Origin of the sequence: Burkholderia sp. MSMB1588 (assembly GCF_001546925.1) — a bacterium.
In the GTDB taxonomy this organism is placed as follows: domain Bacteria; phylum Pseudomonadota; class Gammaproteobacteria; order Burkholderiales; family Burkholderiaceae; genus Burkholderia; species Burkholderia humptydooensis.
Window position 1 is genome coordinate 319,484 of record NZ_LNJS01000001.1, and the last position, 17,613, is coordinate 337,096.

Here is a 17,613-nt window from a genome sequence, read left to right on the forward strand (position 1 = left end):
CGCCGCGCACCGATTCGCATCACCCTGTGCGGCCGGCAGGCCGGCCGCAGCCCGTTTTGACCTCATCGGAACACCATGCTTGAACAAGAAACGACCATCGTGAACAAATTGGGGCTCCATGCGCGCGCGTCGGCCAAGCTCACGCAGCTCGCGGGCAATTTCCAGTCGGAAGTATGGATGACGCGCAACGGCCGCCGGATCAACGCGAAGAGCATCATGGGCGTCATGATGCTGGCGGCGGGCATCGGCAGCACGGTGACGATCGAGACCGAGGGGCCGGACGAGCGGGAGGCGATGGACGCGCTCCTCAAATTGATCGCCGACAAATTCGGCGAAGGGCAATGACGCCGCGGCGGCAGGCCGCTCAGCTATCCAGCGAGAATGCCGCGCAACGTCGCGGCATTTTTTTCGTCCCGCGGCGGCGTGCCGCGATGCTGCGCCGCACGCAGTCACGCAGGGCATGCGGAATTTATAATCGTCGATCGGGGTCATAAGCGCATCGCAGCGGTGCGCCGCGACTCACGTGATCAAGGAGGTGCGCGTGTCCTTCACGCTGCATGGCATTCCCGTTTCAAGAGGCATCGCGATCGGACGAGCGTATCTGATCGCGCCGGCGGCGCTCGACGTCGCGCATTACCTGATCGAGGCCGAGCGGATCGAGGCCGAGATCGAACGTTTCCGTGCGGCGCTCGACGCGGTCCGGCGCGAGCTCGACGTGCTGCGCGCCGATCTGGCCGACGATACCCCGACCGAAGTCGCGGCATTCATCGACGTGCACGCGATGATCCTCGGCGATGCGATGCTCGTGCAGGAAACCATCGACCTCATCCGCACGCGCCGCTACAACGTCGAATGGGCGCTGACCGAGCAGCTCGACGTGCTCGCCGGCCACTTCGACGACATCGAGGACGAATACCTGCGCGAGCGCCGCGCCGACATCGAGCAGGTCGTCGAGCGGGTGCTGAAGGCGCTCGCGGGCGCGCCGTCCGCCGCGCAGGCGCTCGACCGCGCGGCGGGCAACGGCCACGACGAGATGATCGTCGTCGCGCACGACATCGCGCCCGCCGACATGATGCAGTTCAAGACGCAGTCGTTCCAGGCGTTCGTCACCGATCTGGGCGGGCGCACGTCGCACACGGCGATCGTCGCGCGCAGCCTCGGGATTCCGGCCGCGGTCGGCGTCCAGCACGCGAGCGCGCTGATTCGCCAGGACGATCTCATCATCGTCGACGGCGATCAGGGGATCGTGATCGTCGATCCCGCGCCGATCGTGCTCGAGGAATACTCGTACCGGCAATCGGAGAAGGCGCTCGAGCAGCGCAAGCTGCAGCGCCTGAAGTTCTCGCCTGCGCAGACGCTCTGCGGCACGAAGATCGACCTGCTCGCGAACATCGAGTTGCCCGACGACGCGAAGGCGGCCGTCGACGCGGGCGCGGTCGGCGTCGGCCTGTTCCGCACCGAGTTCCTGTTCATGAGCAAGGTGCGGATGCCGGAGGAAGAGGAGCAGTTCGCCGCGTACAAGCGCGCCGTCGAGCTGATGCACGGGATGCCCGTCACGATCCGCACGATCGACGTCGGCGCGGACAAGCCGCTCGACGCGCACGACGAAGGCTACGAAACCGCGCCGAATCCGGCGCTCGGCCTGCGCGCGATCCGCTGGAGCCTGTCCGAGCCGCAGATGTTCCTCACGCAACTGCGCGCGATCCTGCGCGCGTCGGCGTTCGGCCAGGTGAAGATCCTGGTGCCGATGCTCGCGCACGCGCAGGAGATCGACCAGACGCTCGACCTCATCAACGAGGCGAAGCGGCAGCTCGACGCGGCGGGGCTCGCCTACGATCCGAACGTGCGGGTTGGCGCGATGATCGAGATTCCGGCCGCGGCGATCGCGCTGCCGCTGTTCCTGAAGCGCGTCGACTTCCTGTCGATTGGCACGAACGACCTGATCCAGTACACGCTCGCGATCGACCGCGCGGACAACGCGGTCGCGCACCTGTACGATCCGCTGCATCCGGCGGTGCTGCATCTGATCGCGTTCACGCTGCGCGAAGCGAAGCGCGCGGGCGTGCCGGTGTCGGTGTGCGGCGAGATGGCGGGCGATCCGGCGCTCACGCGCCTGTTGCTCGGCATGGGGCTCACCGAGTTCTCGATGCATCCGAGCCAGTTGCTCGTCGTCAAGCAGGAGATCCTGCGCGCGCATCTGAAGGCGCTCGAGAAGCCGACCGCGGACGTGCTCGCGGCGTTCGAGCCGGAAGAAGTGCAGGCGGCGCTCGGGCGGCTCGCGAGCGCGGAGCCGCGAGCGGACGTGGCCGCGTGATCGGGCGGCGCACGCGCCCGCCCGTTCCGGTTCGATCGCAAGCGCGATCGCGCGCTGCGCTTTTACGAGATGCAGACAGCGGCGCCGCTGCTCAATGCGTGCCGCCCGCGCCGCACACCGGGCAATCCGGCTGCCGCGCGATCTTCATCGTGTTCCATTCCATCCGCAGCGAATCGAGCATCATCAGCCGGCCGACGAGCGTCGTGCCGATGCCGCCGATCACGCGCAGCGCCTCGGCCGCCTGCATCGCGCCGATGATGCCGACGGTCGGCGCGAATACGCCCATCGTCGAGCACGCGACTTCCTCGAACGGCTGATCCTCCGGAAATACGCATGCGTAGCACGGCGAGCCGGGATCGCGGAAGTCGAACGTGCTGATCTGCCCGTCGAAGCGCAGCGCCGCGCCTGATACGAGCGGCACCCGATGCGCGACGCACGCGCGGTTGATCGCGTGGCGCGTCGCGAAGTTGTCGGTGCAGTCGAGCACGACGCCCGCGCGCGGCACGTGCGCGTTCAGCCACGCGTCGTCGACGCGCTCGGCGACCGCGTTCACCTTCACGTCGGGATTGAGCTGCGCGAGCGCGTCGCGCGCCGATTCGACCTTCTTGCGGCCGACCGACGCCGTCACGTGCAGGATCTGCCGCTGCAGGTTCGTGAGATCGACGGTATCGGCATCGACGAGCGTGATCGTGCCGACGCCCGCCGCCGCGAGATACATCGCCGCGGGCGACCCGAGCCCGCCCGCGCCGACGACGATCGCGTGCGCGTCGAGAAAGCGCTGCTGCGCGTCGATGCCGATCTCGTCGACGAGGATGTGGCGGGAATAGCGGAGGAGTTGTTCGTCGTTCATCGTGGGGCCGCAAGGCGGTGAAACGGTCTCGAATATTATTCTAGGCGCGCAAAGAAAACGGGCCATCGCGGCGGTGTGCCGCGATGGCCCGTGCGTGGCGCCGTGCGCTTACTGCGGTTGCGGCGCCGACGCCGGCCTGGCAGCCGACGCGGGCTTCGCAGCCGCGCCCGACGCGCCCTTCGGTGCCGATGCGGCGGCGGCCTTGGCGGCGGCGCTCTTCGTCGTGCTGTCGGCGGCGATCATCTTCGATTGCGCGACCGGCTTGCCTTCGAGCTTGTTGAGCGCCTGCTGCATCATGAAATCGTCCGCGCTGCCGAATTCGATCGGCTTGCGCTCGCGATCCTTCTGGCGCTGCTCGGGCGTCTTTTTGTCGTTCTGCTCTTCGAGGATGCGCAACTGCTCCATCCTGCGCTGCTCGCGTTCCTCGAGCTCCTTCTTCTCGTTCGGGTCCTGCGTGTTCGCGAGGTGGTTCGTGTAGTCGACCTCGCGCGTGACGAGCACGTCGTCCGGATCGCCATCCGCGTACTGATCGACCGGAATGTCGGGCAGGATGCCCTTGTTCTGGATCGAGCGGCCGCTCGGCGTGTAGTAGTACGCGGTCGTCAGGCGCAGCGCGGAATCGGCCGTCATCGGCCGCACCGTCTGCACCGAGCCCTTGCCGAACGTCGCCTTGCCCATGATCACCGCGCGGTGCGAATCCTGCAGCGCGCCCGCGACGATCTCCGACGCCGACGCCGAATATGCGTTCGTCAGCACGACCATCGGCACCGTCTTGAAGACGGCGGGCAGGTTCTTGAGCGGATCGGAGTCGAACGACGGCAGGCGGTAGTTCTCGTAGTTGTCGCGGTAGATCTGCTTCGAATCGGGGATCTGGCCGTTCGTCGACACGACGACGGAATCCGGCGGCAGGAACGCGCCCGCGACGCCGACGGCGCTTTGCAGCAGGCCGCCGCCGTTGTTGCGCAGATCGACGATCAGGCCCTTCAGGTTCGGCTGCTGGCGCGCGATGTCCTGCAGCTTCGCCGCGAGATCGGGCGTCGTGCGCTCCTGGAAGCTCGTGATGCGGAGGTACGCGTAGCCCGGATCGAGCAGCTTCATCTTCACGCTCTGCACGCGGATCACCGCGCGCGTGACCGTGACGGGGAACGTGCGGTCGTCGCTCTTGCGGAAGATCGTCAGCGTGACCTTCGTGCCGGGCTCGCCGCGCATCTGCTTGACCGCCTTGTCGAGCGTCATGCCGCGCACCGGGCGATCGTTGATGCGGGTGATCAGGTCGCCCGGACGGATGCCGGCGCGGAACGCGGGCGTGTCCTCGATCGGCGAGATCACCTTGACGAGGCCGTCTTCCTGCGAGATTTCGATGCCGAGGCCGGCGAAGCGGCCCTTCGTCTGCTCCTGCAGCTCCTGGTAATCGGTCTTGTCGAGAAACGACGAGTGCGGGTCGAGGCTCGACACCATGCCCTTGATCGCCGCGGTCAAGAGCTTCTTGTCGTCGACGGGCTCGACGTATTCGCGCTTGATCTGCCCGAACACTTCCGCGAAGAGCCGCAATTGATCGAGCGGCAGCGGCGCGGCGGCCGTCGTGACGGCCTGCTGGGCCGACGCGGAGATTTGCAGCGTCGCGAAGACGCCAGTCGCAAGGCCCGCGGCAATCAGGCCGATGTTCTTCAATTTCATACGCATAGAGTCTGGTGCGGTCGGAAAGCGCGTGGCTGTCGCGGGAGCAACGGGATGGTGACGGTCATAGGACGGTCAAGTATAACTGTTCGTCCGGATGCCTTGTGGATCGGGGCGAAACGGGGAGCGCCAGCGTGATTCGGACAGCGCCGCGCGAAACAGGTTCAGGTTCGCGCGGCGCATGCCGGCGGGCGGGCGCGGGCGGGCTGCCGTCCGCGCGCCGCGCAAGGCGGCGATCAGGCCGCCGACGCCTTGCCCTGCTGCGCGACGGCGGCCTGCGCCTTCGCGATCGCGTCCGGATCGCCGAGGTAGTAGTGCCGGATGGGCGTGAGGCTCGCGTCGAGTTCGTAGACGAGCGGCACGCCGTTCGGGATGTTCAGGCCGACGATGTCCGCGTCCGAAATGCCGTCGAGATACTTGACGAGCGCGCGGATCGAGTTGCCGTGCGCGGCGATCAGCACCTGCTTGCCCGCCTTCACCGCGGGCGCGATCGATTCGTTCCAGAGCGGCAGCACGCGCGCGACCGTGTCCTTCAGGCACTCGGTGAGCGGCAGTTGTTCGCGCGGCACCTTCGCGTAGCGCGGATCGCCGTACGGCGCGCGCTCGTCGGTCGGCTCGAGCGCGGGCGGCGGCGTGTCGTAGCTGCGGCGCCAGACGAGCACCTGCTCGTCGCCGTACTGCGCGGCCGTCTCCGCCTTGTTCAGGCCCGACAGTGCGCCGTAATGGCGCTCGTTCAGCCGCCACGAATGGACGACGGGCACGTACATCAGATCCATCTGGTCCTGCACGTGCCAGAGCGTGCGGATCGCGCGCTTCAACACCGACGTGTACGCGATGTCGAACGTGTAGCCGGCTTCCTTCAGGAGCTGGCCGGCCTGCCGGGCTTCGCGGTTGCCTTGTTCGGTCAGGTCGACGTCGACCCAGCCGGTGAAGCGGTTTTCCTTGTTCCAGGTCGATTCGCCGTGGCGGATGAGAACGAGCTTGTACATAGATGCTTGCGGTCGGTGGTGAGGAAGCGGTAAGCAGGATGCGGACCCGTGCTCTGGGGCGACATCGCGTCAGACGGTTATTTTATAATGGCAAGATTGCCCTTTCCGATTTCTCTTTTTCGGCGGATTTTCCGTGACGTTCTTCACCGATTACACGAACCTCGCGCTCATCGCGATCCTGGTGGTTTCCGGCGGCCTGCTCGCGTGGCCCGCGCTGCGGCGCGGGGGCGGCGGCCTGTCGGCCGCGGAGGCGACCCAACTGATCAACCGCCGCAACGCGGTCGTCGTCGATCTGCGGCCGGCGGCCGAGTACGGCGCGGGCCACCTGCCGTCCGCGCGCTCCGTCGAGTTCGGCGAGCTGCAGGCGAAGGCCGGCCAGTTGTCGAAGAACAAGGCTACGCCCGTGCTGCTCGTGTGCCAGAACGGTCAGCAGTCGCAAAAGGCGCGCAAGATCGTCGAGGAAGCGGGCTACCAGGACGTCCATGTGCTGCAGGGCGGCGTCGCCGCATGGCAGCAGGCCGGCATGCCGGTCGTCAAATGAGGAGTGGCGAAGTGAACAAAGTGGTCATGTACAGCACGCAGGTGTGCCCGTATTGCATGCAGGCCGAGCGGCTGCTCAAGCTGCGCGGCGTCGAGCACGTCGAGAAGGTGCTGATCGACAAGGAGCCGGCGCGCCGCGCGGAAATGATGGAGCGCACCGGCCGCCGCACCGTGCCGCAGATCTATATCGGCGACACGCACGTCGGCGGCTACGACGACTTGTCGAAACTCGACCGCGAAGGCGGCCTGAAGCCGCTTCTCGAAGCCGCCTGACGAGGCGCGAGCCATCGCGCGGCCGCCGTCTTGCGGGCGGTGCGCGGTCCAGGCGCGATCATACCGGGCGTGCCGGAGGGTTCCGGCCGCCACGAAATCATTTTTAGGGAGCCACCATGTCCGACGTCGAAAACCAACCGTTCTTCAACATCCAGCGCATCTACCTGAAGGATCTGTCGCTCGAGCAGCCGAATTCGCCCGCGATCTTCCTCGAGCAGGAGATGCCCGCCGTTGAAGTCGAGGTCGACGTGAAAGCCGAGCGCCTCGCCGACACGGTCTACGAGATCGTCGTCGCGGGCACCGTCACCGCGAAGGTGCGCGAGAAGGTCGCGTTCCTCGTCGAAGCGAAGCAGGCGGGCATTTTCGACATCCGTAACATCCCGGCCGAGCAGATCGATCCGCTTTGCGGCATCGCATGCCCGACGATCCTGTTCCCGTACCTGCGCTCGAACATCGCCGATGCGATCACGCGCGCGGGCTTCCCGCCGATCCATCTCGCCGAGATCAACTTCCAGGCGCTGTACGAGCAGCGCCTCGCCGAGATCGCGCAGCAAGGCGGTGTGCCGAGCGGCGCGACGGTGAACTGAGCATGAACGACGACCGGTGCTGAGCATGAAAGTCGCTGTTCTCGGCGCCGGCGCATGGGGCACCGCGCTCGCGGCGCATCTGGCCGCGCGGCACGATACGCTGCTCTGGGCGCGCGACGCGGCGCTCGTCGCCGAGCTTGCCGCGCGGCGCGAGAACGTCCGCTACCTGGGCGGCGTCGCGCTGCCGCCCGCATTGCATTACGAGGCCGATCTCGCGGCCGCGCTGTCGCACGCGCAAGCGGACGGCGCGCTCTGCGTGATCGCCGCGCCCGTGGCCGGGCTGCGCGCGCTCTGCCGCGCGATGCGCGACGCATGCTGCATGCCCGCTCATTTCGTCTGGGTCTGCAAGGGCTTCGAGGCCGACACGCGGCTGCTGCCGCATCAGATGGTCGCCGAGGAACTGCCGGAGCACGCGAGCTACGGCGTGCTGTCGGGCCCGAGCTTCGCGCGCGAAGTTGCGCAGGGGCTGCCCGTCGCGCTGACCGTCGCGAGCGCGTCGGCCGCGTGCCGCGAGCGCACGCTCGCCGCGTTCCATCACGGCGCGATGCGGATCTACACGGGCGACGACGTCGTCGGCGTCGAGGTCGGCGGCGCGGTGAAGAATGTGCTCGCGATCGCGACGGGCATCGCCGACGGCCTGGGCCTCGGCCTCAACGCGCGCGCGGCGCTCGTCACGCGCGGGCTCGCGGAGATGTCGCGCCTGGGCGTCGCGCTCGGCGGCCGCGCGGAGACGTTCACGGGCCTCACGGGGCTCGGCGACCTGATCCTCACGGCGACAGGCGATCTGTCGCGCAACCGGACCGTTGGCCTGCAGCTCGCGGCCGGCCGCTCGCTCGACGACATCCTGGCCGCGCTCGGCCACGTGGCCGAAGGCGTGCGGTGCGCGCGCGCGGTGCTGTCGATCGCGCGCGAGCGCGGCGTCGACATGCCGATCACCGAAGCGGTGTGCGCGGTGCTGTTCGACGGCGTCGCGCCGCGTGACGCGGTGAGCGGCCTGCTGCGGCGGGACGCGAAGGCCGAATAGGGTCCGGCGGGCCGGATCGAATCCAATCCGAAGCGAACGGACGCGGGCGCGCTGCACGGCGCGCCCGCGTTCGCGTTCGCGCGTTCCGTGCGCCCGGGGGCGCGCGGGCGTACGCTGTGTGCATCGCGATCCACTCGATGGAGGCATCATGCCGAACATCGGTTCGACGTCGGTCGAAGCGCGCGTCGTCGACATCACGACGCTCGCGCTCGACGCGATCGTCAACGCGGCCAACGCGTCGCTGCTGGGCGGCGGCGGCGTCGACGGCGCGATCCACCGCGCGGCGGGGCCCGGGCTCGTGAAGGAATGCGCGACGCTCGGCGGCTGCGCGACGGGCGACGCGAAGCTCACGCAAGGCTATCGCCTGCCCGCGAAGTACGTGATCCACACGGTCGGCCCGGTCTGGCACGGCGGCGGGCGCGGCGAGGCCGAACTGCTCGCGTCGTGCTACCGGCGCTCGCTCGAAGTCGCGGCCGGCGCCGGCTGCACGTCGATCGCGTTTCCGGCGATCAGTTGCGGCGTGTATCGCTTTCCGCCGGCCGACGCGACTGCGATCGCGGTGCGCACCGTGACCGACGCGCTCGCGGGCGAATTGGCCGACGCGAGATTCGAGCGCATCGTATTCGCGTGCTTTTCCAACGCGATGCTCGATCTTTATCGCGCGGCGCTTGCGCGTATTTGAGCGCGCGTTCGTTCGCGGCTCGCCGCTCGCCGCCGTCGTCGATCGGTTCCCGCCGCGGCCCCCGCGCCGGCAATCGGCTTGTGATCGGCCGGCGATCGGAGGTCGGCGGCGAACGTCGTGCAAGAAGCGTCGTGCAAGAAGCGTCGTGCGAGAGGCGCACGCGGCGTTCGCTTCGTGCGCGTGGGTCGCGCATGCCGTTTGCTTCGCGCCGCCGCCAGGCGGCCGACGTTCGCTCAGGCCCCGCCTTCGAACCCCGTCTGCCGCCACGCCTCGAACACGACGACCGCGACCGTGTTCGACAGATTGAGGCTGCGATTGCCCGGCCGCATCGGCAGCCGCACGCGCTGCCCGGCGGGAAAGCGTTCGACGAGCGCGCTCGCGAGCCCGCGCGTCTCCGGGCCGAACACGAACCAGTCGCCCGGCTCGAACGCGCGGTCGTGAAAGCGTCCCGAGCCGCGCGTCGTGAACGCGAACATCCGCGCGGGATCGGGCGCCTCGGCGGCGACGAACGCGTCCCAGTCGCGATGCACGCGCATCTGCGCGTATTCGTGATAGTCGAGCCCCGCGCGGCGCATCTTCGCGTCGTCGAGCGGAAAGCCGAGCGGCTCGATCAGATGCAGCCGCGCGCCCGTGTTGGCGCACAGCCGGATCACGTTGCCGGTGTTCGGCGGAATTTCGGGCTCGACGAGAACAACGTTGAACATGATTCGATTCGATCGGTGAAAAGCGTGTGAACCCGTGTGGCGGCCGCGCCGCGGCGCGCCGTCAATCCTTCGCGGTGCGCAGCGCGACGAAGTTCGTCACGCGCCGCGCGCCCGCATCCTTCAGTTTGCGCGCGAGCGCATCGAGCGTCGCGCCCGACGTCATCACGTCGTCGACGATGCCGACGTGCAGCCCCGCGACCGGCCGCGCGACGTCGAACGCCGCCGCGACGTTCGTGCGCCGCGCATCGAACGCGAGCCGCGATTGCGGCGCGGTATCGGCCACGCGCGCAACGAGCGCCGCATCGGCGCGCACCTTCAGCGCGCGCGCGAGCGGCCGCGCGATCGCCCACGCCTGGTTGTAGCCGCGCTCGACGAGCCGCCGCCGCGCGAGCGGCACGGGCGCGATCACGTCGAGCGGCGGCGCGCCGTCGAGCGCGTCCGCCGCGAGCCGCGCGAGGCGCTCGCCGAATTCGCGGCCGAGCGCGAGCTGCGCGCGGAACTTCAGGTCGAGCGCGAGGCTGTCGAGCGGCGCGCGGTAGTCGGCGAGCGCGAGTGTCGCGTCGAACGGCGGCGGCGCGTTCGCGCACGCGGCGCAGCAATAGTGCATCGCACCGCGCGCGCCGTGCAGCGGCAACGCGCAGCGTGAGCAGCGCAGCCGGGTCTCATTCCAATAGGCGTCGTCGCAACAGTCGCAAATTGTCCTATGTGACAAATTGCCGCATAACGCGCAGCGGTTCGGCAGCGCAGCAGCGGAAAAACGTGCCAGGACAATGCCCACGCACGCGGCCGCCGCACGTATGCGGCGGCGCAATACGGCCGGATTCGCCATCGCCGGGCTCCTGCGGAGGGCCGCTTCGCTGAATGGCGCGAAGCGAGCGAGTATACTTCGGGCTCTTCGCCAGTGTGCCCGACATGTCCCCAGCTTCCGCAAAAACCGGCCGTCCGGCCTACGATCCGCGGCGCTTGCGGCGGATCTTCGACCGCCGCGCCGCCGCGTTCGACGCCGTGTCGTTCCTGCCGCGCGAGATTGCGCAGCGGATGCGCGAGCGCCTCGACTACATCAAGGTGAACCCGGCGGGCGTGCTCGATGCGGGCTGCGGCACGGGCGACGACCTGCCGCTGCTGCGCGCGCGCTTTCCGGAAGCGCCCGTGTTCGGCGTCGACGCGTCGGGCGGGATGCTCGCGCGCGCGGCCGCGCGCGACACGGCCGAGACGAGCTGGCGCCGGTTCCTGCCGGCGACGCTCACGAAAGCGCTCGGCCATCGCGGGCCGCGCGTCGCGCAAGCCGATTTCTCCGCGCTGCCGTTCGCGAGCGGCGCGTTCGATCTCCTCTGGTCCAACTTCGCGCTGCATTGGCACGCGCGTCCCGATCTCGTGTTCCCCGAATGGCATCGCGTGCTGCGCGTCGACGGGCTGCTGATGTTCAGCACGCTCGGCCCCGACACGCTGCGCGAGCTGCGCGCCGCGTGCGCGGACGCGGCCGCCGCGGCGGGCGGCGCGCGCGCCGTCGCGCGCGTGATCGATTTCGTCGACATGCACGACCTCGGCGACATGCTCGTCGAGAGCGGCTTCGAGATTCCGGTGATGGACCAGGAGACGCTGACCGTCACGTACAAGTCCGCCGATTCGCTGCTCGCCGACGTGCGCCGCCTCGGCGCGTATCCGTTCGAGCGCGGCGCGTCGGGCCATGCGTCGCGCCGCCTGCGCGCGGCGCTGTACGACGCGCTCGAAGCGCGCCGGCGCGACGACGGAACGATTCCGCTCACGTTCGAAGTGATCTACGGGCATGCATGGAAGGCGGCGCCGCGCACGACGGCGGAAGGCTTCGGCATCGTGCGCGTGCAGGACATCGGCAAAGGGCGGCCGAAGCGTTCATGACGCGGTAAAGAGGGGTTTTCGTTATGCCGGAAATTAACGGCCGAGGGACGCTGCAAAAAGCCTCCTAAAACGGCCGGGAAGCTTGTCGCGCTTGGCTCGCCGGGCGATGGCCGTTTGCTTGTGGATGACTTTGAACCCGCCTATAATGCGACAGTTTGTCGTCCTGGGGGTCCTCACAATACAGGACGGCCGGCCCGATGCGGGCAAGCATCAGACGCCATTCGCGAGAGGCAGCGATGGAAGCAGCGAACGGGTTGCACGACGGGTTGCACGACGCCGAACCGGTCCTCGCGGACTGGCTGATGAAGCGCAACTGCTCGGCGTCTCCACGCCAGTTCGTGGCGTTCTACGTGTCGCTCGCGGCGTTTTCGCTGTTGATCGCGGTCCTGTTGTCGTGGCGCGGAGCGTGGCTCGTGCTGCCTTTCACCGGGGTCGAGTTGCTGGCGGTGGGCGTCGCGTTTGCCATCTACGCGCGCCATGCAGTCGATTACGAACGCATCCGGCTGTTTCCTCACCGGCTCGTCATCGAGCGGATGAGCGCGGAGCGGCTGACGCAGATCGAATTGAATCCGCGCTGGGTGCGGGTCGAGCCGGGTGCGTCGCCGCGCGATCCCGTCACATTGGTGTCGCGCGGAGAGTCCGTCGTGGTCGGGCAGCACCTCGCGCAATACCGGCGCGCGCAGTTCGCGCGCGAGCTGCGCGCGTCGCTTTCGCGCTGCGGCTGAACGAGGCGGCCGGCGTGAAGCGGGCGGCTTGCGACGGGGGAGGGTTTGAATGGAAATTTTGGGTAAGGAAGCTATGAAAACAATCAAGCGAGCCCTCACGGGCGTGCTGGCATGCAGCGGTCTGCTCTTGTCCGGCGCCGCTCTGGCGGTGGGCGACAGCCCGGGCGGCCCCCGCGTCAACGAGATCAATCTCCAGCCGCCCGCGACGAAGATCGCCGAGGAGCTCTACGACCTCCACACGATGATGCTGATCCTCTGTACAGCGATCTTCGTCGGCGTGTTCGGCGTGATGTTCTATTCGATCTTCGCGCACCGCAAGTCGAAAGGCCACAAGGCCGCCAATTTCCACGAAAGCACCACCGTCGAAATCATCTGGACGATCGTGCCGTTCATCATCGTCGTGCTGATGGCGCTGCCCGCCACGAAGGCCGTCGTCGCGATGAAGGACACGACGAACGCCGACCTCACGGTCAAGGTCACCGGTTACCAGTGGAAGTGGGGCTACGACTACGTGAAGGGCCCGGGCGAAGGCATCAGCTTCCTGTCCACGCTGTCGACGCCGCGCGCCGAAGTGAACGGCCAGCAGCCGATCAGCGACACCTACCTGCAGGAAGTCGATCACCCGCTCGTCGTGCCGGTCAACAAGAAGATCCGCGTCATCACGACCGCGAACGACGTCGTCCATTCGTGGTACGTCCCGGCGTTCGGCGTCAAGCAGGATGCGATTCCGGGCTTCGTGCGCGATACCTGGTTCAAGGCCGAGAAGGTCGGCACCTACCGCGGCTTCTGCACGGAGCTCTGCGGCAAGGAGCACGCGTACATGCCGGTCGTCGTCGAGGTGCTGTCGGACGACGACTACGCGAAGTGGGTGAGCGCGCAGAAGGCGAAGCTCGCCGCGGGCGCGGTCGATCCGGACAAGGTGTATACGCGCGCCGAGCTGATGGCGCACGGCGAGGAAGTCTACAAGGCGAACTGCGCGGTGTGCCACCAGCCGAACGGCAAGGGCGTCGGCGCGTTCCCGGCGCTCGACGGGGGCAAGATCGTCAACGGCCCGATCGCCGGCCATCTCGAGCAGGTGCTCAAGGGCAAGGGCGCAATGCCGTCGTGGGCGTCGCTGCCGGATCTCGACATCGCGTCGGTGATCACGTACGAGCGCAACTCGTGGGGCAACCACAAGGGCGACGCGCTGCAGCCGAAGCAGGTGGCCGACGCGCGCAACGGCAAGATGCCGGAAGACGCGCAGCAGGCGGACGGCGGTGCGGCGGCGCCGGCGGCCGACGCATCGGGCGCGGCCGCGCCGGCGCAGGCACAGGCGCTGCCGGCGGCGATCTATTTCGAGACGGGCAAGAGCGAGCTGCCGGCGGACGCGAAGGACGCGATCGCCGCGGCGGCCGAATACGTGAAGGCGCATCCGGACGCGAAGCTCGCGTTGTCGGGCTTCACCGACAAGACGGGCTCGGCCGACGCGAACGCCGAACTGGCCAGGCGCCGCGCGCAGGCCGTGCGCGACGCGCTGAAGACGGCCGGCGTCGCGCAGGAGCGCATCATTCTGAAGAAGCCGGAAACGATCACGGGCGGGGCGGACGCGAAGGAAGCCCGGCGGGTCGAGATCGGCCCGGCGGCTTGACGTGTCGCTGTGTTTGTCGACGTATTCGCATTAGGAGATTCTCATGTCTAGCATCGGGCACGACGTAGCCGCGGGCCACGCGCACGACGACCACGCGCACGAAACCCCGCACGGCTGGCGGCGCTGGCTGTTCGCCACCAACCACAAGGATATCGGTACGCTGTACCTGCTGTTCTCGTTCATCATGTTCCTGTCGGGTGGCGTGATGGCGCTCGCGATTCGCGCCGAGCTGTTCGAGCCGGGCCTGCAGATCATGCGGCCCGAGTTCTTCAATCAGTTGACGACGATGCACGGGCTCATCATGGTGTTCGGCGCGATCATGCCGGCGTTCGTCGGCTTCGCGAACTGGATGATTCCGCTGCAGATCGGCGCGTCGGACATGGCGTTCGCGCGGATGAACAACTTCAGCTTCTGGCTGCTGCCCGTCGCGGCGGTGCTGCTGGTCGGCTCGTTCTTCGCGCCGGGCGGCGCGACGGCCGCCGGCTGGACGCTGTACGCGCCGCTGTCGACGCAGATGGGTCCGGGCATGGATTTCGCGATCTTCGCGGTGCACATCATGGGCGCGTCGTCGATCATGGGCGGGATCAACATCGTCGTGACGGTCCTGAACATGCGCGCGCCGGGCATGACGCTGATGAAGATGCCGATGTTCGCGTGGACGTGGCTCATCACCGCGTACCTGCTGATCGCCGTGATGCCTGTTCTGGCGGGCGCGATCACGATGGTGCTGTTCGACCGCCACTTCGGCACGTCGTTCTTCAACGCGGCGGGCGGCGGCGATCCGGTGATGTATCAGCACATCTTCTGGTTCTTCGGCCACCCCGAGGTGTACATCATGATTCTGCCGGCGTTCGGGATCGTGTCGCAGGTGATCCCGGCGTTCTCGCGCAAGCCCCTCTTCGGCTACAGCTCGATGGTGTACGCGACCGCGTCGATCGCGATCCTGTCGTTCATGGTCTGGGCGCACCACATGTTCGCGACCGGCATGCCGGTGACGGGCCAGTTGTTCTTCATGTACGCGACGATGCTGATCGCGGTGCCGACGGGCGTGAAGGTGTTCAACTGGACGGCCACGATGTGGCGCGGCTCGCTCACGTTCGAGACGCCGATGCTGTTCGCGATCGGCTTCCTGTTCGTGTTCACGATGGGCGGCTTCACGGGCCTGATGCTCGCGATGGCGCCGCTCGACATCCAGTACCACGGCACGTACTTCGTCGTCGCGCACTTCCACTACGTGCTCGTCGCGGGTTCGCTGTTCGCGCTCTTCGCCGGCTGGTACTACTGGGCGCCGAAGTGGACCGGCTGGATGTACAACGAGACGCGCGGGAAGATCCATTTCTGGTCGTCGATGATCTTCTTCAACATCACGTTCTTCCCGATGCACTTCGTGGGGCTCGCGGGCATGCCGCGCCGCTATGCGGACTACCCGGCGCAGTTCACCGATTTCAACCAGCTCGCGACGATCGGCGCGTTCGGCTTCGGCCTCGCGCAGGTGTACTTCCTGTTCGCGGTCGTGCTGCCCGCGTATCGCGGCGGCGGCGAGCTCGAGCGCGCTTCCGACAAGCCGTGGGACGGCGCGACGGGCCTCGAGTGGACGGTGCCGAGCCCGGCTCCGTTCCACACGTTCGAGCATCCGCCGACGGTCGAGTAATGGTTTGATGGCGTTCGCCGCCCGCGTCGCACGACGCGGGCGGCGCCAACCCGAACGAAAAAATTCGCATGACCCGGAATTCACAAAAAAGACGAACGCCCGACGAGATTCGCGCGGGCAACAGGCGGCTGCTCTTGATCCTGCTCATCGTCGTCGCCGTTTTCTTTGTGGGTGCCGTCGTCAGGCAGTGGATTGCGTCCACGTCCTGACGCAGTATTGAGGAAGTCCTGATGTCGAAGCCCGAGGCGAACGTCGATCGCGCGTTCAACCGGTCGATGCTCGTGAAGCTCGTCGTCGTGGCGGGGCTGATGTTCGGCTTTGGCTTCGCGCTGGTGCCGATGTACCGCGCGATCTGCCAGATCACCGGCATCAATAACCTGTTGCAGCGCGACGTCAGCGCGCGAGAGGCGAGAAATACGCAGATCGATTACACCCGGACGGTGTCGATCGAGCTCGACGCGAACGCGCGCGGCCCGCTCGGCTTCAAGCCGAAGCGCAACAGCATCGACGTGCATCCGGGCGAGTTGACGACGGTCGTCTACGAAGTGACGAACGGGCAGGGCAGGACGGTGGTCGCGCAGGCGATCCCGAGTTATGCGCCGAAGCAGGCCACCGAGTTCTTCAAGAAGATCGAGTGCTTCTGCTTCACGCAACAGACACTCGCGGCGAACGAGACGCGCGACATGCCGGTCGTGTTCGTGATCGATCCGAAGCTGCCGAAGGACGTGAAGACGATCACGCTGTCGTACACGTTCTTCGAGCTGAACACGCCCGCGCCCGCCGTGCGCGGCGCGGCGGAGCGCACGGGCGGCGCTGCGGCGAAGCCCGCCGCGTGATATTGAGGAGGCGACGTAGGTGAGCGGAACGGACAACAAGAGCACGTTCGCGCAGACGATCAAGGCGGTGATGTGGTCGTTCTTCGGCGTGCGCAAGCGGCGCGATCTCGAGGCGGACGCGACGCAACTGAACCCGCTGTACGTGCTGATCGCCGCGCTGATCGGGGCGGCCGTGTTCGTCGGCGTGCTGATCCTGATCGTGCACGCGGTCGTCGGGTAGCAGGGGCGGATTCAGCGGGCGCGCCGCCGTGCGCGGCCGCGAGCAGAAACAAAGCGAGGCGGCGCCGCGCGCGCCGCCGCAGAAATAAGCCGGATCGTTCCGGAACAAATTGGACTGAAGTGGAGAATCAAGCATGACCGGTCAAAACGAGAGCCCGTACTATTTCGTGCCGCACCCGTCGCAGCACCCGATCAGCGCGGCCATCGGCCTGCTGATCATGCTCGGCTCGTTCGCGCTGTGGGTCAACGGCGAGCCGTGGGCGCCCTATACGGCGCTCGTCGGCCTGCTGTGGCTCCTGTTCGTGCTGTATCACTGGTTCGGCGACGCGATCGCCGAGTCGGAAGGCGGGATGTACGGCAAGCGCGTCGACAAGTCGTACCGCTGGAGCATGAGCTGGTTCATCTTCTCCGAAGTGATGTTCTTCGGCGCGTTCTTCGGCGCGCTGTTCTATGCGCGCGAAATCGCGATGCACCAGCTCGGCAGCCTCGACTACAAGCTGATCTGGCCGGACTTCTCCGCCGTGTGGCCGAACGAAGGCCCGGGCGCCCTCGTCGGCCACTTCAAGACGATGGGCCCGTGGCCGATCCCGACCCTCAACACCGCGCTGCTGCTGTCGTCGGGCGCGACGCTGACGGTGTCGCATCACGCGCTGCGCGAGGATCATCGCGGCAAGGCGATCGCCTGGCTCGCCGCGACGCTCGTGCTCGGCGTCTGCTTCCTGTTCCTGCAGGGCTTCGAATACTTCCACGCGTACAACGAGCTGAACCTGACGCTCGGCTCCGGCGTGTACGGCTCGACGTTCTTCCTGCTGACGGGCTTCCACGGCTTCCACGTGTTCCTGGGCGGCACGATGCTCGCGGTGGTGCTGGTGCGTATGATCCGCGGCCACTTCAAGCCGGATCACCACTTCGCGTTCGAAGGCGCCGCGTGGTACTGGCACTTCGTTGACGTCGTCTGGCTCGGCCTGTACGTCGTCGTCTACTGGCTGTAACAACGAAAACGGCCCGCGCAGCGATGCGCGGGCCGTTTGCCTGGT

20 protein-coding genes are annotated in these 17,613 nt (G+C 67.6%); 15 read left to right on the forward strand and 5 right to left on the reverse strand.

All coding sequences use genetic code 11. From position 1 onward, the window contains the following. Positions 1-75: 75 nt before the first annotated feature. Both WS92_RS13240 and ptsP read left to right on the forward strand, forming a co-directional pair. On the forward strand, positions 76-345 hold the full coding sequence (locus WS92_RS13240; protein ID WP_006024411.1) for an HPr family phosphocarrier protein: 270 nt from the start codon (positions 76-78) through the stop codon (positions 343-345). Positions 346-523: 178 nt separating this feature from the next. Beyond that, entirely contained in the window at positions 524-2,314 is a 1,791-nt protein-coding gene (ptsP, locus tag WS92_RS13245) for a phosphoenolpyruvate--protein phosphotransferase (protein ID WP_171845220.1), read from the forward strand. A 91-nt stretch (positions 2,315-2,405) separates the two neighbouring features. On the opposite strand, the gene moeB is transcribed toward ptsP, so the two are convergent. From moeB to gpmA, 3 genes are all read right to left on the reverse strand, one after another. Beyond that, positions 2,406-3,164: a HesA/MoeB/ThiF family protein gene (gene moeB / locus WS92_RS13250; protein ID WP_015602212.1), complete on the reverse strand. Its 759-nt coding sequence runs from the start codon at positions 3,162-3,164 to the stop codon at positions 2,406-2,408. Positions 3,165-3,272: 108 nt separating this feature from the next. Continuing rightward, the gene (locus WS92_RS13255) at positions 3,273-4,847 is read right to left on the reverse strand and encodes a S41 family peptidase (RefSeq protein WP_015601591.1); all 1,575 of its coding nucleotides are present in this window, start codon (positions 4,845-4,847) and stop codon (positions 3,273-3,275) included. Between the two features lie 230 nt (positions 4,848-5,077). After that, positions 5,078-5,830 (reverse strand): 2,3-diphosphoglycerate-dependent phosphoglycerate mutase, encoded by a 753-nt coding sequence (gpmA, locus tag WS92_RS13260; RefSeq protein ID WP_015600149.1) that lies wholly within the window; start codon positions 5,828-5,830, stop codon positions 5,078-5,080. A gap of 133 nt (positions 5,831-5,963) precedes the next feature. Between gpmA and WS92_RS13265 the strand changes: the two genes are divergently transcribed. The 5 genes from WS92_RS13265 (at position 5,964) to WS92_RS13285 (ending at position 8,936) form a co-directional block, all read left to right on the forward strand. After that, positions 5,964-6,371 (forward strand): rhodanese-like domain-containing protein, encoded by a 408-nt coding sequence (locus tag WS92_RS13265; RefSeq protein ID WP_006024417.1) that lies wholly within the window; start codon positions 5,964-5,966, stop codon positions 6,369-6,371. 11 nt (positions 6,372-6,382) lie between these two features. Next, positions 6,383-6,643: a glutaredoxin 3 gene (gene grxC / locus WS92_RS13270; RefSeq protein ID WP_009911157.1), complete on the forward strand. Its 261-nt coding sequence runs from the start codon at positions 6,383-6,385 to the stop codon at positions 6,641-6,643. Between the two features lie 116 nt (positions 6,644-6,759). Beyond that, positions 6,760-7,230 (forward strand): protein-export chaperone SecB, encoded by a 471-nt coding sequence (gene secB / locus WS92_RS13275; RefSeq protein WP_006024419.1) that lies wholly within the window; start codon positions 6,760-6,762, stop codon positions 7,228-7,230. 25 nt (positions 7,231-7,255) lie between these two features. Continuing rightward, positions 7,256-8,254, forward strand: a complete 999-nt coding sequence (locus WS92_RS13280) for an NAD(P)H-dependent glycerol-3-phosphate dehydrogenase (RefSeq protein WP_059932657.1) — start codon at positions 7,256-7,258, stop codon at positions 8,252-8,254. Positions 8,255-8,402: 148 nt separating this feature from the next. Continuing rightward, on the forward strand, positions 8,403-8,936 hold the full coding sequence (locus WS92_RS13285) for an O-acetyl-ADP-ribose deacetylase (protein ID WP_059932655.1): 534 nt from the start codon (positions 8,403-8,405) through the stop codon (positions 8,934-8,936). 233 nt (positions 8,937-9,169) lie between these two features. Here the strand turns inward: WS92_RS13285 and trmL are convergent, their stop codons facing one another. Together trmL and WS92_RS13295 are read right to left on the reverse strand one after the other, a co-directional pair. Beyond that, complete coding sequence (gene trmL / locus WS92_RS13290; protein ID WP_006024422.1) at positions 9,170-9,640, reverse strand: tRNA (uridine(34)/cytosine(34)/5-carboxymethylaminomethyluridine(34)-2'-O)-methyltransferase TrmL; 471 nt, start codon at positions 9,638-9,640, stop codon at positions 9,170-9,172. Between the two features lie 61 nt (positions 9,641-9,701). After that, the gene (locus WS92_RS13295; RefSeq protein WP_015600171.1) at positions 9,702-10,469 is read right to left on the reverse strand and encodes a ComF family protein; all 768 of its coding nucleotides are present in this window, start codon (positions 10,467-10,469) and stop codon (positions 9,702-9,704) included. Between the two features lie 83 nt (positions 10,470-10,552). Here WS92_RS13295 and WS92_RS13300 point away from each other — a divergent pair, with 83 nt between their 5' ends. The 8 genes from WS92_RS13300 (at position 10,553) to WS92_RS13335 (ending at position 17,568) form a co-directional block, all read left to right on the forward strand. Beyond that, complete coding sequence (locus WS92_RS13300) at positions 10,553-11,518, forward strand: methyltransferase domain-containing protein (protein ID WP_015600782.1); 966 nt, start codon at positions 10,553-10,555, stop codon at positions 11,516-11,518. Between the two features lie 236 nt (positions 11,519-11,754). Beyond that, on the forward strand, positions 11,755-12,243 hold the full coding sequence (locus WS92_RS13305; protein ID WP_009911163.1) for a DUF2244 domain-containing protein: 489 nt from the start codon (positions 11,755-11,757) through the stop codon (positions 12,241-12,243). A 49-nt stretch (positions 12,244-12,292) separates the two neighbouring features. Continuing rightward, positions 12,293-13,870 (forward strand): cytochrome c oxidase subunit II, encoded by a 1,578-nt coding sequence (gene coxB / locus WS92_RS13310; RefSeq protein WP_015600434.1) that lies wholly within the window; start codon positions 12,293-12,295, stop codon positions 13,868-13,870. 43 nt (positions 13,871-13,913) lie between these two features. Next, positions 13,914-15,521 carry a cytochrome c oxidase subunit I gene (gene ctaD / locus WS92_RS13315; protein WP_006024427.1) on the forward strand — a complete coding sequence of 536 codons (1,608 nt, stop codon included), beginning with the start codon at positions 13,914-13,916 and terminating at the stop codon, positions 15,519-15,521. 68 nt (positions 15,522-15,589) lie between these two features. Further along, positions 15,590-15,730 (forward strand): cytochrome oxidase small assembly protein, encoded by a 141-nt coding sequence (locus tag WS92_RS13320; RefSeq protein WP_006024428.1) that lies wholly within the window; start codon positions 15,590-15,592, stop codon positions 15,728-15,730. 21 nt (positions 15,731-15,751) lie between these two features. Then, positions 15,752-16,357 (forward strand): cytochrome c oxidase assembly protein, encoded by a 606-nt coding sequence (locus tag WS92_RS13325; RefSeq protein WP_006024429.1) that lies wholly within the window; start codon positions 15,752-15,754, stop codon positions 16,355-16,357. 19 nt (positions 16,358-16,376) lie between these two features. Continuing rightward, a complete protein-coding gene (locus WS92_RS13330; RefSeq protein WP_006024430.1) occupies positions 16,377-16,577 on the forward strand; it encodes a DUF2970 domain-containing protein in 201 nt (66 codons plus the stop codon). 133 nt (positions 16,578-16,710) lie between these two features. Further along, positions 16,711-17,568, forward strand: coding sequence for a cytochrome c oxidase subunit 3 (locus tag WS92_RS13335; protein WP_006024431.1), 858 nt, complete (start codon positions 16,711-16,713; stop codon positions 17,566-17,568). Positions 17,569-17,613 lie beyond the last annotated feature (45 nt).